The organism is Spiribacter pallidus, assembly GCF_040838495.1.
In the GTDB taxonomy this organism is placed as follows: Bacteria; Pseudomonadota; Gammaproteobacteria; order Nitrococcales; family Nitrococcaceae; genus Spiribacter; species Spiribacter pallidus.
Genome location: NZ_JBAKFM010000004.1, coordinates 126,005 through 138,995, shown reverse-complemented (window position 1 = coordinate 138,995; position 12,991 = coordinate 126,005). Strand labels below are relative to the sequence as shown.

Annotated in this window: 12 protein-coding genes; 2 read left to right on the top strand and 10 right to left on the bottom strand. The window is 66.6% G+C overall.

Going from position 1 to position 12,991, the window contains the following annotated elements; all coding sequences use genetic code 11:
- Nucleotides 1-2: 2 nt before the first annotated feature.
- The 5 genes from V6X73_RS08620 to prlC all read right to left on the bottom strand — a co-directional run bounded on the left by V6X73_RS08620 (nt 3) and on the right by prlC (nt 6,206).
- The gene (locus tag V6X73_RS08620; RefSeq protein WP_367959499.1) at nt 3-773 is read right to left on the bottom strand and encodes an MlaA family lipoprotein; all 771 of its coding nucleotides are present in this window, start codon (nt 771-773) and stop codon (nt 3-5) included.
- Nucleotides 774-807: 34 nt separating this feature from the next.
- Entirely contained in the window at nt 808-1,821 is a 1,014-nt protein-coding gene (locus V6X73_RS08615) for a CDP-6-deoxy-delta-3,4-glucoseen reductase (RefSeq protein ID WP_367959497.1), read from the bottom strand.
- Nucleotides 1,818-3,296 (bottom strand): 4-hydroxy-3-polyprenylbenzoate decarboxylase, encoded by a 1,479-nt coding sequence (gene ubiD / locus V6X73_RS08610; RefSeq protein ID WP_367959496.1) that lies wholly within the window; start codon nt 3,294-3,296, stop codon nt 1,818-1,820. The genes V6X73_RS08615 and ubiD overlap by 4 nt, the downstream gene beginning before the upstream one ends.
- 25 nt (nt 3,297-3,321) lie before the next feature.
- Nucleotides 3,322-4,092 carry an exodeoxyribonuclease III gene (gene xth / locus V6X73_RS08605; RefSeq protein WP_367959494.1) on the bottom strand — a complete coding sequence of 257 codons (771 nt, stop codon included), beginning with the start codon at nt 4,090-4,092 and terminating at the stop codon, nt 3,322-3,324.
- 74 nt (nt 4,093-4,166) lie between these two features.
- On the bottom strand, nt 4,167-6,206 hold the full coding sequence (prlC, locus tag V6X73_RS08600; RefSeq protein WP_367959493.1) for an oligopeptidase A: 2,040 nt from the start codon (nt 6,204-6,206) through the stop codon (nt 4,167-4,169).
- Between the two features lie 214 nt (nt 6,207-6,420).
- Here prlC and gor point away from each other — a divergent pair, with 214 nt between their 5' ends.
- A complete protein-coding gene (gor, locus tag V6X73_RS08595) occupies nt 6,421-7,785 on the top strand; it encodes a glutathione-disulfide reductase (RefSeq protein WP_367959492.1) in 1,365 nt (454 codons plus the stop codon).
- A gap of 24 nt (nt 7,786-7,809) precedes the next feature.
- Nucleotides 7,810-8,343, top strand: a complete 534-nt coding sequence (locus V6X73_RS08590) for a gamma carbonic anhydrase family protein (RefSeq protein ID WP_367959491.1) — start codon at nt 7,810-7,812, stop codon at nt 8,341-8,343.
- On the opposite strand, the gene V6X73_RS08585 is transcribed toward V6X73_RS08590, so the two are convergent.
- From V6X73_RS08585 to hemE, 5 genes are all read right to left on the bottom strand, one after another.
- Nucleotides 8,340-9,560 (bottom strand): cation:proton antiporter, encoded by a 1,221-nt coding sequence (locus V6X73_RS08585; protein WP_367959490.1) that lies wholly within the window; start codon nt 9,558-9,560, stop codon nt 8,340-8,342. The genes V6X73_RS08590 and V6X73_RS08585 overlap by 4 nt on opposite strands.
- A gap of 3 nt (nt 9,561-9,563) precedes the next feature.
- The gene (gene aroE, locus V6X73_RS08580; RefSeq protein WP_367959489.1) at nt 9,564-10,382 is read right to left on the bottom strand and encodes a shikimate dehydrogenase; all 819 of its coding nucleotides are present in this window, start codon (nt 10,380-10,382) and stop codon (nt 9,564-9,566) included.
- Between the two features lie 24 nt (nt 10,383-10,406).
- A complete protein-coding gene (gene hemB, locus V6X73_RS08575; protein ID WP_367959487.1) occupies nt 10,407-11,423 on the bottom strand; it encodes a porphobilinogen synthase in 1,017 nt (338 codons plus the stop codon).
- Nucleotides 11,424-11,495: 72 nt separating this feature from the next.
- Entirely contained in the window at nt 11,496-11,933 is a 438-nt protein-coding gene (locus tag V6X73_RS08570) for a bis(5'-nucleosyl)-tetraphosphatase (protein ID WP_367959486.1), read from the bottom strand.
- On the bottom strand, nt 11,926-12,990 hold the full coding sequence (gene hemE, locus V6X73_RS08565; RefSeq protein WP_367959484.1) for a uroporphyrinogen decarboxylase: 1,065 nt from the start codon (nt 12,988-12,990) through the stop codon (nt 11,926-11,928). The genes V6X73_RS08570 and hemE overlap by 8 nt, the downstream gene beginning before the upstream one ends.
- Between the last annotated feature and the right edge of the window lies 1 nt (nt 12,991).

The following is a 12,991-nucleotide window of genomic DNA, read 5'->3' as shown; positions in this document are numbered from 1 at the left end:
GCCTAGGGTTGGGTGGAGGCGTCCTCGTCGTCGCCTTCCATGCCCTCGAAGAAATCGCCGTAGGGATCCGCCTCGAGGGGGACATCACCGTCGTGGACCTGGCTTTGTCGATATTGCCGGTAGGCCGACCGGGTAAAGACATAGGGGTCGACCGCCGCATCGTCGCGGAACCGCGCCGTATCGCCGGCCAGTGCCCGGCTGTTCACCACGTTGACTGCGGTCAGCGCGCCGAAGGTCAGGCTATCCAGGGTGATGTAGGTCAGCGCGTTGGTATACCAGCCGACCGGGTACTGGGTGACATCCCGTGCCCCCGACGGCCCGAACAGCGGTAGCACCAGATAGGGGCCGGCCTCAGCGCCCCACACGCCAAGGGTCTGGCCAAAATCTTCGCGCCGTCCGGCCAGCCCGAACCAGGCCTGCGCCGGGTCGAACAACCCGACAATGCCCACCGTGGAGTTGATGGCGAAACGCAGTGTCTCGCGTCCGGCATCAACCGGTTTGCCCTGCAGGAGGTTGTTGACGACAAAACCGGGGGTTTCGAGGTTGGTGAAAAAATTATCCACACGATCGCGGACCCCGGCACTGGTCACCGCGGTCCAGCCCCGGCTGGCCGGTGCCAGGGCATAGGTATCGAAGGTGTCGTTGAAGGTGTAGACACCCCGGTTGACCGGTTCGGCCGGGTCGTTGGCGGTGTCCATCGGACCGTTGCCGCCGGCGCAGCCGGCCAGAAGCAATGCCGCTGCCAGGATTGCCAGCCAGCGTGGTTGGGTCATTCGCCGCACCTCCGTTTTGTGCACCCCGGCCGCGCTACTCGGCCGCGGCCTCGAAGGAGTCATAATACAGACGATCCGCCGGCAGTCCTGCCTCGGTGAAGGCCTCGCGCGCGGCGTTGATCATCGGCGGGGGGCCGCTCATGTAGACATCGAACCCACTGAGATCGGGATGCTCGCGCACGACCTGCTCGTGGACGAATCCCACCGCCCCCTGCCAGTCATCGTCGGGCTGCGGCTCGGAGAGGACCGGGGTGTATTGAATGCCCTCATGCGTCTCCGCCCAGCGCCGCGGCAGCGCATCGAGATACAGATCCGGCACCGCCCGCGCGCCCCAGTAGATGTGCATGGGACGCGCCACCCCCAGGTGCAGGGCATGCTCGACGATGCCCTTGATCGGGCCGAACCCGGTGCCGCCGCCCATCAGGATCATGGGCCGGTCGCTGTCCTCGCGCAAAAAGAAGTTGCCCAGCGGTCCTTCAAAGCGAAGCAGGGCGCCTTCCTGCATTTCTTCGAAGACATACCCCGAAAAAACGCCGCCTGGCAGATGGCGGATATGCAGCTCGAGTCGCTCATCATCATGGGGGGCGTTGGCTAGCGAAAAGCTGCGACGTTGCCCGCCGCGCAGCAGAAAATCGATGTACTGACCGGCCAGGAAGGGCAGACGCTTGTCGCGGGGCAGCTTGAGAAAAACCCGCCGGACATCCGGGGCAAGTGTCTCGATGCCATCCACCCGGGCGGGTAGGCGCTGTGGCCGGATGTCTCCGGCCTCGCGCACCTCGCGGACCCGGATTTCCAGATCACTCGCCGCGCGGGCCTGGCAGAAAAGCGCCTGGCCGGCGGCGTCCTGGTCGGCGCTGATCGCCGGCGGCAGCCCATCCGGATAGGTGATCTCGCCGCTGACCACTTCGCCCATGCAGGTGCCACAGGTGCCGCTGCGGCAGCTGTAGGGCAGCATCAGCCCGGCCCGCAGGGCCGCATCGATAATCGACTCGCCCTCCTCGACGCTGAACGCGTGATCGCTGCCCTGGATGTGTACCTGATGGCTCATTGCGCTACCTCATCGATGCCGAGTTCCTGCCAGATGCTGTCCACACGGGCTTTTACCGCCGGGTCCATGGTGATGGCCTCGCCCCACTCCCGGTCGGTCTCGCCGGGCCACTTGTTGGTGGCGTCCAACCCCATTTTCGAGCCCAGCCCACTGACCGGTGAGGCAAAGTCGAGATAATCGATCGGGGTGTTGTCGACCATCACCGTGTCCCGGGACGGATCCATGCGCGTGGTCATCGCCCAGATGACATCCTCCCACTGCCGTGCGTTCACATCGTCGTCGGCGACGATGATGAACTTGGTGTACATGAACTGCCGCAGAAACGACCAGACCCCCATCATCACGCGTTTGGCGTGGCCCGGGTACTGCTTGCGCATGGTCACCACCGCCATGCGGTAGCTGCAGCCCTCGGGTGGCAGATAGAAGTCGACGATCTCGGGGAACTGCCGCTGGAGGATGGGCACGAACACCTCGTTGAGCGCCACCCCCAGGATGGCCGGTTCGTCCGGCGGCCGCCCGGTGTAGGTGCTGTGGTAGATCGGATCATCCCGATGCGTGACCCGGTCGATGGTGAACACCGGAAAGTCGTCCACCTCGTTGTAGTAGCCGGTGTGATCACCAAAGGGGCCTTCCGGCGCCGTGTCGTCCGGGTGGATGTGACCCTCGAGCACGATCTCGGCCGAGGCCGGCACCTGCAGATCCGAGCCGATGCAGTTGACGAGCTCGGTCCGGCTGCCGCGCAGAAGCCCGGCAAAGGCGTACTCCGAGAGGCTGTCGGGCACCGGTGTGACCGCCCCCAGCAAAGTGGCCGGATCGGCGCCCAGCGCCACCGTGACCGGAAAAGGCTCACCGGGATGGGTGTTCTGCCAGTCGCGGAAGTCGAGGGCGCCGCCGCGATGTGAGAGCCAGCGCATGATCACCCGGTTGCGGCCGATGACCTGTTGTCGGTAGATCCCCAGGTTCTGCCGCTTCTGGCCGGGCCCGCGGGTGATGACCAGCGCCCAGGTGATCAGTGGCCCGACATCCCCGGGCCAGCAGGTCTGAATGGGCAGCCGGCCCAGGTCGACATCGTCGCCCTCGATGATGTTTTTCTGGCACGGGGCGCTGCGGCGGACCTTGGGTGCCATGTCGAGCACCTTGCGAAACACCGGCAGGTTCTGCCACGCCTCGCGCATGCCGCCGGGCGGTTCCGGTGATTTGAGAAACGCCAGCAGCTCGCCGATCTCGCGGAGTGCGGCGACATTATCCGCCCCCATGCCCAGTGCCACCCGTTCGGGGGTGCCGAAGAGGTTGCCCAGCACTGGCACGTCATAGCCGGTGGGGTTTTCGAAAAGCAGCGCCGGTCCCCCGCGGCGCAGGGTCCGGTCGCAGATCTCGGTCATCTCGAGATGGGGATCCACGCCGGTGGCAATGCGCTTGAGCTGGCCGTTGGCCTCGAGCTGGTCGATGAAATCACGCAGATCGCGGTACTGCATGGGGGCTCCTGATCGGGCGCTGGCGTTAGGGGGTGGCGAACTCGGCGACCACCGGAGCGTGATCCGAGGGGCGCTCCCAGGCCCTTGGCTCGGCATCGACGACACTGGTTTCGAGGGCGTGGGTCAGCGCCGGGCTGGTGAGGATCAAATCGATCCGCAGGCCGCGGTTGCGTTTGAAATTGTTCATCCGATAGTCCCACCACGAGAAGGTTTTCTCGGGCTGATCGAATTCACGAAAGCTGTCGGTAAAGCCGAGCGCCAGCAAACCGGCCAGGGCCTGGCGCTCGGGGGTCGAGCAGAGGATTTGCTCGTGCCACTCGGCCGGGTCGTGCACATCGTCATCGCCCGGGGCGATATTAAAGTCACCCACCACGGCCACCCGCTCGTGGCGCCCGAGCTCATCCCGCAGCCAACCCCGCAGGTGTTCGAGCCAGGCCAGCTTGTAGTCGTATTTATCGCTGCCCACCGCTTTGCCGTTGGGGACATAGAGGTTGATCAAGCGCAGCCCGCCGATGGTCGCCGCCACCACCCGCCGCTGCGGATCCTCGAAGCCGGGGATATCAAAGGCGCAATCGGTGATCGGCGCTTTTGCCAGTACCGCGACGCCGTTGTAGGTCTTCTGCCCGGCATGGACCACCTCGTAGCCGGCCTCGCGGATGGCGTCGGTCGGGAATTTCTCGTCGGTGAGCTTGGTTTCCTGCAGCCCCAGCACGTCCGGCTGCGCCTGGGCCAGCCAGTCAAGGACCTGGGGCAGGCGCACGTTGAGCGAATTGACATTCCAGGAGGCGATTTTCACAAGAACGCTCCAGCCGCGTTGGATGAGCCAGCGGGCATTCTACCCGCTGGCGGGTGGCCGCGCAGCGGCCGGGCCTACGCCGCCAGTCCGCTGGCGCGAAGCAGCGGTTCGATGCTGGGTTCGCGGCCGCGAAAATCGCGAAAGAGCTTGGCTGCATCCTCCGAGCCGCCTTTCTCGAGGATATGTTCGAGAAAGGCGCGGCCGGTGACCGGGTTGAAGATGCCCTCTTCGGTAAACCGTGCAAAGGCGTCCGCCGAGAGCACTTCGGCCCACTTGTAGCTGTAATACCCGGCCGCGTATCCGCCGGCAAAGATATGGGCAAAACTGTTGGGAAAGCGATTGAACGCCGGTGGCCGAACCACCGCGACCTGATCGCGGACCTCGTCGAGCAGGGCAAAGATGCGCTCGCCGCCGGCGCGGTCATGCTCGACATGCAGCCGAAGGTCGAAGAGCGAGAACTCCAGCTGCCGGACCATCTGCATGGCCGCCTGAAAGTTGCGCGACGCCACCATGCGCTTGTAGAGATCGTCGGGGATGGGTTCACCGGTTTCGTGGTGGCGGGCGAAAAGATCCAGGGCCTCGCGCTCCCAGCACCAGTTCTCGAGAAACTGGCTGGGCAGCTCCACCGCGTCCCAGGCCACACCGTTGATCCCCGCCACACTCGCGGCGTCGACCCGGGTGAGCATGTGGTGCAGGCCGTGGCCGAACTCGTGAAAGAGGGTTTCCACCTCGCCGTGGGTGATCAGCGCGGGCTTGCCGGCCACCGGTGGCGTGAAGTTGCAGGTCAGAAACGCGACCGGCGTTTGCAGCGCATCGCCCTGACGCATCCGGCCCCGGGCGGTGGCCATCCAGGCGCCGCCGCGTTTTTGCGAGCGCGCGTAAAGGTCGGTGTAGAACTGCCCGCGCAGTGTGCCATCGCCGTCGCGGATCTCGTAGAAGCGCACATCCGCATGCCAGGTATCGACGTCATCCCGCTCATGGATGCGAATGCCAAAGAGCCGTTCCACGACCGCGAAAAGCCCGGCCATGACCTGATCGGCCGGAAACCACGGGCGCAGGTCCTCGGGCGAGAGGTTGTAGCGGGACTCGCGCAGCCGCTCGCTGTAGTAGCCCACATCCCAGGCCTGTAGCGTCTCGAGGCCGTCCAGCTCATTGGCAAAGGCCACCAGTTCGGCATGCTCTTGTTCGGCCACCGGCTTGGCGCGTCCGGCCAGATCGTCGAGGAAGGCGATGACCTCTTCGGCCGAATCCGCCATCTTGGGCGCCAGCGAGAGCGCTGCATAGTGGCTGTAGCCCAGCAGTTCGGCCTGCTCCTGGCGCAGATCGAGGATTTCGGCCATGACCGGGTGGTTGTCCCACTGGCCGGCCTGCGGCCCGGTATCCGAGGCCCGGGTCGTGAACGCCTCGTAAACCGCGCGGCGCAGTTCGCGATTGCGCGCATGGGCCAGTACCGCCTGGACCACCGGCATATCGAGGCTGATTCGCCATCCTTCGACACCGGCCTGCTCGGCGTTCTGTCGCATCACTCCCAGTGCGGTCTCGGGGATGCCGGCGAGCTCGTCGGCGTCGGTGGTGTCGTAATGCCAGGCATTGGTGGCATCGAGGAGGTTTTCCTGAAACCGTGACGACAGCTCAGCCAGCCTGGCGGCGATATCGGCATAGCGCTGCTTGGCCTCGGATGGCAGCGCCACACCAGCCAGCTCGAAGTCGCGCAGGGCGTTGTCGACGGTCTGACGCTGATCTTGCCTGAGCTGGTCGTAGGCGGCGCTCTCGCGGAGTTGTCGGAAGGCGTCGTAGAGCGCGGTGTTCTGGCCCATCTCGGTGTGGTAGGCCGAGAGCAACGGGATGCAGGCGTTGTAGGCCTCACGCAGGGCGTCGCTGTTCATCACCGCATTAAGATGCGAGACCGGCGACCAGACCTTCTCGAGGCGGTCCTCGAGCCGCTCCAGCGGCGCGACCAGACGCTCCCAGGTGTGCGGTGCCGGATGCGCGGTGATCGCCTCGATGGCGGCGCGGTTGTCGGCGAGGACCTGTTCCACCGCGGGCTGGACATGCTCGGGGCGGATGTCAGAAAAGCGGGGCAGATCGGTGTCGGTGAGCAGTGGATTGGTCATGACAGGATGTGTTGCTCCATGGGCGGATGGGCCGATGCCCGTTGGCGGCTGATCCCCAAGCCTATCGATCGCGACTCGAGAATTCGAGCCAGAAAACCGGCGACAAGTTCAGTGGGTCCGATGCGACTGGGGAGCGTCGACAGGGGCGGTGCATATGCCTGGCACCGTTCGCTCTGCCAGAATGGAGAAAATTGACCGAAAGCAGGAGCCCGGCATGAGCGGCGAGCAGCAGGCATATGATCTCATTTGCATCGGCGGCGGCAGCGGCGGGATCGCCACCGCCCGACGCGCAGCGGCCCACGGCGCGCGGTGCGCGGTGGTCGAGTCCGAGCGCCTTGGCGGGACCTGCGTGAATGTCGGCTGTGTGCCCAAAAAAATCATGTGGCAGGCGGCGGAGACCGCCGAAACCCTCCGGCGGGCGCAGGACTATGCCTTCCAGCCAATCGACCCGACGCTGGACTGGCCCGCGCTGACCCAGGCGCGGGATGCCTACATCGAGCGTCTCAACGGCATCTACGATCGCAACCTCGACCGATCGGGTGTCGATGTCATTCGCGGTCATGCCCGCTTCACCGACCCCCATACAATCGAAGTGGACGGGCAGCGCTATCAGGCCGAGCGCTTTGTGATCGCCACCGGGGGTGTGCCGGGCCGGCCGGGCATCCCCGGCGGCGATCTGGGGATCGACTCGGACGGGTTCTTTGCCATGCAGGAGCGTCCACAGCGGGTCGCCGTGGTCGGCGCCGGTTACATCGCCGTCGAGCTGGCCGGTGTGCTCCATGCCCTGGGCAGCGAGGTCAGCCTGGTGGTCCGTCGCGAAAAACCCCTGCGGGATTTTGACGAGGCCATCCAGAACGCCTATGTCGAGGCCATCGGTGCCCACGGCCCGACGCTGGTCAGCCATTTTACCCCGGCGGGGCTCGAGGCCGGATGGGGCGGCTACAACCTCTACGCCGAGGATGGTCGCAGCCTCGAGGGGCTCGATCAGGTGATCTGGGCGGTGGGGCGGCTGCCCAACACCGACGAACTGGGCCTGGTGGCGGCCGGTGTCAGCGCGGACGAGCGGGGTACCATCCCCGTGGACGACTGGCAGGCCACCAATCAGCCGCATATCTTCGCCCTGGGAGATGTCACCGACAATCCCTATCCGCTGACCCCGGTGGCGATCGCCGCAGGCCGACGCCTCGCCGATCGGCTGTGGGGCGGGCAGGGCGATCGTCGGCTGGACTACCGCGACGTGCCCACGGTGGTGTTTACCCACCCGCCCATAGGCACGGTGGGGCTCACCGAGGCCCAGGCGCGGGCGCAGTACGGTGAGGCGGTGCGCATCCACGAAACCGCCTTTGTGCCGATGGACTACGCCCTGGCCCCGGCCGAGGACAAGCAGCGCAGCACCATGAAGCTTGTCTGCGTCGGTGAATCGGAGCGCCTGGTGGGTATCCACCTTTTTGGGGTGGGCAGCGATGAGATGCTCCAGGGCTTTGCCGTGGCCCTGCGCATGGGCGCGACCAAGTCGGATCTGGACGACACGGTTGCCATTCATCCGACCAGCGCCGAAGAGCTGGTGACAATGAGCTGATACAGGCCGCTGCGGAGTGGATCGATGATTGAGCAATACAAAGGCGTCATGCCGTCGATCGCGGCGACGGCCTGGGTTCACGACACCGCGGTGGTGATCGGGGATGTCACCCTGGCCGATACGGTCTCGGTCTGGCCGACAGCGGTGTTGCGGGGGGATGTCCATCGCATCGAGGTGGGGCGGCGCAGCAACATCCAGGACGGGGTGATCGTCCATGTCGCCCACCAGGGGCCCTATCAATCCGGCCACCCGGCGCTGATCGGCGAAGCGGTCACCGTCGGCCATCGTGCGGTGGTCCATGCCTGCACCATTGGCGACCGGGTGCTGGTCGGCATGGGGGCTACGGTGCTCGATGGCGCGGTGGTGGACGACGAGGTCATCATTGGGGCCCACACCCTGGTGCCGCCGGGCAAGCGTCTGGAGCGGGGTTATCTGTATCTGGGCAGTCCGGCCCGGGCCGTTCGGGCGCTTACCGACACTGAAATCGAACAGCTCGCCTACTCCGCCGAGCACTACAGCCGCTTGATGGCCGACTGCCGCGACGCCGGTCCGGGTTAATCCAGCGCCCCGCGGCGGGCCAGCAGACGCTGGATGAGCGCCGGAGTGATCGCGCAGGTGGCAAGCACCACCAGCACCATCGCCCCGTAGAGGGTGGCGGGTACCACATCATCGCCGTAGCGCCCTGCCTGGTCGACAATCACCATGGCGATCTCGGCCCGCGGCACCATGCTGAGGCCCAGCGGCAGGGCAGCCCCGGGGGGTGCGGCCCACTGGGCGGGGAGCATGACGCCGCCAAGCTTGCCGACGACCGCGGCGACCAACAGCACCGCGCCGGCGCCCAGGGCGCCGACCAGCGCGTCCGGTGAGAGCTTCAGGCCAATGCCGATGAAAAAAAACGGCGAAAGAAAATCGTAGAGCACGATATAGGCCCGGTCCTGCCGCACCCGGCGTGGCGCCTTGCTGAAGATCAGCCCCGCAAACAGTGCCCCCACCGCCAGCGAGAACCCCAGCATCCCCGCCAGCGCGGCGATCAGGCTGCCCAGGGCGACAACCACCAGCATACGGGCCGGTGGCCGCTCGCGTGAGGCGAGAAAGCGGGCCAGCGGCGGCTCGAGGTAATGGGCAAACAACCAGCAGGCAACGGCAAAGGCCGCCAGGCTGGCCAGCAGCCCGGCACCGATGAGCCCCAGTACCGTCCACTCCAGCGCGCCACCGGCGCTGATGGCCGGGATGAGACTGAGCAGCAGCGCCATCAGCACCACACCGGAGATGTCATCCAGCTCGGCCACATCCAGCACCAGCGCGCCGCTGTCGCTGTTCAGCGCGTTCGCCTCTTGCCAGGGCGGCAATGCCACGCCGATGCTGGTGGCGGTCAGCGCTACACCGGCGACCAGCGACGGCAGGGTGTCAAAGCCCACCCACCGGGCGGCGGCAAAGCCGGCCAGCCCCGAGGTGAATACGCTAACCGCCCAGATCAGACTGGCGCTGGGGAGCTTTTGCAGCAGTCGACGCGGGTCGCTGTTGAGCCCGACCCGAAACAGCAGCGCCACCAGCCCCAGGGCGGCGAGCAGTTCGAAGGCGGCCAGCACCGGCTCGCGGAGGATGGGGATGAGGCGATCCGTGCCGCGCAGCGCCAGTCCGATGGCGATGTACCCCACCAGCGCCGGCAGCGCGAGCCGCTGGCAGAGATGACGAATGACCACCGCGGCCAGGGTGGCGCCGCCGACCAGCAATACCAGCAGCCCATCCGGTGCGGCGCTGGCTTCGATGGGCATGGATCAGGGGCGGGTGTCGTGACGCAGCGCCTCGATCACCGGCTCGGTGCTCGGTCGAATGCGGCGCCACAACTCGAATGAGGCGGCCGCCTGTTCGACCAGCATGCCCAGGCCGTCGCGGGTACGGAATGCGCCATTGGCCTCGGCCCAGCGCAGAAAGGGCGTGGGCTCGGCGCTGTAGAACATGTCGTAGGCGGTGGCACCTTCGGCGACGATGCTCGCCGGCAACGTCGGGACATCGCCGTCGAGTCCGCTGGAGGTGGCGTTGATGACGACCTCGAAGCGCTCGCCCTCGAGCGCATCCAGCCCGCAGCCATCGACGCTGCCGATGTCATCAAAGGCCTTGGCGAGGACACGCGCCTTGTCGGCGGTGCGATTGGCGATGATCAGGCTCGCCGGCTGCTCGACCAGCAGCGGTCCGAGCACGCCGCGGGCGGCCCCCCCGGCGCCGATGACCAGAAGCCGTTTGCCGGCCAGGCCGACGCCCAGGTTGTTGCGTAGATCGTTGATCAGCCCTTCACCATCGGTGTTATCGCCATAGAGGATGTCCCCGCAGACCAGGGTGTTGACCGCACCCGCCCGCTCGGCGCGTTCGCTGCGCTGCTCGGCCAGTGACCAGGCCTGCTCTTTGAACGGGACGGTGACATTGGCGCCGTGCCCGCCTTCCTCGCGAAAGGCCTGGATGGCATCGGCGAAGCCCTCGAGCGGTGGCTCGCGGCGTTCGTATTCGATCTGCTGGGCGGTTTCCTCGGCAAACAGCCGATGGATCCGGGGAGAGAGTGAGTGGCCAACGGGATGGCCAAAAACGGCATACAAATCCATGAAGCCTCCTGTGGCTGCGCCGGCTCAGGTCTCGGCGAGCCAGCCCGCGACCTCGCGGGCAAAGTAGGTGAGAATGGCGTCGGCGCCGGCGCGTTTGAACCCCAGCAGGGCCTCCATGACGCAGGCCCGACGATCCAGCCAGCCGTTGTCGAAAGCGGCATTGAGCATGGCGTATTCGCCACTGACCTGGTAGGCAAAGGTGGGCACCTCGAACGCGTCGCGGACCCGCCGGATGATATCCAGATAGGGCATACCGGGCTTGATCATCACCATATCGGCGCCTTCGGCCAGGTCCATGGCCACCTCGCGCAGCGCCTCGGCGCTGTTGCCCGGATCCATCTGGTAGGTGCGCTTGTCGCCGCTGCCAAGATTGCCGGCCGATCCCACCGCGTCGCGGAATGGGCCGTAGAAGGCCGAGGCGTACTTCGCCGCATAGGCGAGGATCCGGGTCTCGGGGTGGCTGTCGGCCTCGAGCGCGGCCCGGATGGCGCCCACCCGGCCATCCATCATGTCCGAAGGCGCGACGATGTCGGCCCCGGCCTCGGCATGGGAGCGGGCCTGGCGGACCAGTGCCTCGAGCGTGATGTCGTTGGCCACATAGCCGCTTTCGTCCAGCAGCCCGTCCTGGCCGTGGCGGGTAAAGGGGTCGAGGGCGACATCGGTGATCACGGCGATGTCCGGCGTGCTGGCCTTGATGGCGCGCACGGCCCGCTGGGCAAGCCCCTGGGGGTTCCAGGCCTCTGCGGCGTCATCGCTTTTGGCCTCGGCCGGGGTGACCGGGAAGATCGCCATGGCCGGTACCCCGAGCTCAGCCAGATGGGCAGCCTCGTGCTGCAGCCGATCGATGGTCAGGCGCTCGACGCCCGGCATCGAAGGCACAGCCTCGCTGCGGTCCTCGCCGTCGATGACAAACACCGGCTGGATGAGGTCATCGACGCTGATCGCGCTTTCACGCACCAGCCGTCGGGTGGCCGCGTCGCGCCGCAGCCGGCGCGGTCGCTGGGCCGGAAAGCCGGCTTGTTCGGTGGGGTATTGCTTCAATGGCCTCTCCTGCCAGAACGCCGTCGCGCATCCAGTATGCCCTGCCGGTCAACGCATGCCCAAGCCACTCGCCTAGTCCTCGGGCCGGGCGGGAAGGCGTTCGACGGCCCAGTCCAGGACATGCCGTACCCGCGGTGCGGTGATGGCGTAGGCGGTTGCAAAGTCGACCCAGCGCCATTCGTGATGCTCGGGGGTGCCAAGCTCCGGGGCAATCCCGAGAACGACGGTTTTCTGCTGCGTCTCACCCAGGTAGTAGCGGGCGATCTTGCCCCGGGCGTAGGGGCCGGTCTCGACATAGTCATCGCCCCAGGGAAATGTCAGATCGTTGATCCCGGTCTCCTCGGCGACCTCGCGCAACGCGGCCTGTTTGGGGGTTTCGTCCGGCTCGGTCCGGCCCTTGGGAAAGTCCCAGTACTGATAGGCGCGGAGCAACAGAAACTGCCAGGTCGCGTTCTCGGGCCGGACCACCACCACGCCGGCGGAGAGGATCCGGGCGCGCCCCTCAGGCATGCCGGTCCGGGCTGAGTTCGTGGACGGCCTCGACCATGGCGGCGACATGCTCCGGCGGGATCTGCGGGTGGATGCCATGCCCGAGGTTGAACACATGTCCGCTGCCCGGGCCATATTCGGCGAGGACGCGCTGGACTTCGCCGCGGATGACATCGGGTTGGGCGTAGAGGGTGCAGGGGTCGAGGTTGCCCTGCAGCGCCACCCGATCGCCGACCCGGCGTCGTGCCTCGGTCAGCGAGATCGTCCAGTCCACCCCCAGGGCATCGGCGCCGCAATCGGCGATGGATTCAAGCCACACAGCGCCGCCTTTGGTAAAGAAAACCACCGGGATGCGGCGGCCATCGCGCTCGCGGACCAGTCCATCGATCACCTGACGGGCGAAGGCCAGCGAAAACCGCTGATAGGCGTCGTGGGCGAGGGCGCCGCCCCAGGTGTCGAAAATCATCAGGGCCTGGGCACCGGCCTCGACCTGGGCGTTGAGGTAATCGGTGACGGATCGGGCGGTTTTATCGAGCAGGGTCTCGAGCAGCGTCGGCTGATCGTAGGCGAGGGCCTTGATATGACGGAAATCCTTGCTGCTGCCGCCCTCGACCATGTAGGTCGCTAGTGTCCAGGGGCTGCCGGCAAAACCGATCAACGGGACCGAGCCGGCCAGCGCCTGGCGGATGCCGGTGACCGCGTCGGTGACATAGCGAAGCTCGTCGGCGACATCCGGGATCGGCAGGGCGTTGATCGCCGCAGCGTCGCGCAGGGGGTGCGCGAAACGCGGTCCCTCGCCGGCTTCGAAGTAAAGGCCCAGGCCCATGGCGTCGGGCACGGTGAGGATGTCCGAGAACAGAATCGCGGCATCCAGATCGAAGCGCCGCAGGGGCTGCATGGTGACCTCGCAGGCCAGATCCGGGTTGCGGCACAGATCCATGAAGCTGCCGGCCCGGGCGCGGATTTCGCGGTACTCGGGCAGATAGCGGCCGGCCTGGCGCATGATCCAGACCGGAGTCCGGTCCACCGGTTCGCGCAGCAGCGCCCGCAGCAAGCGGTCATTCTGCAATCCGGCCATG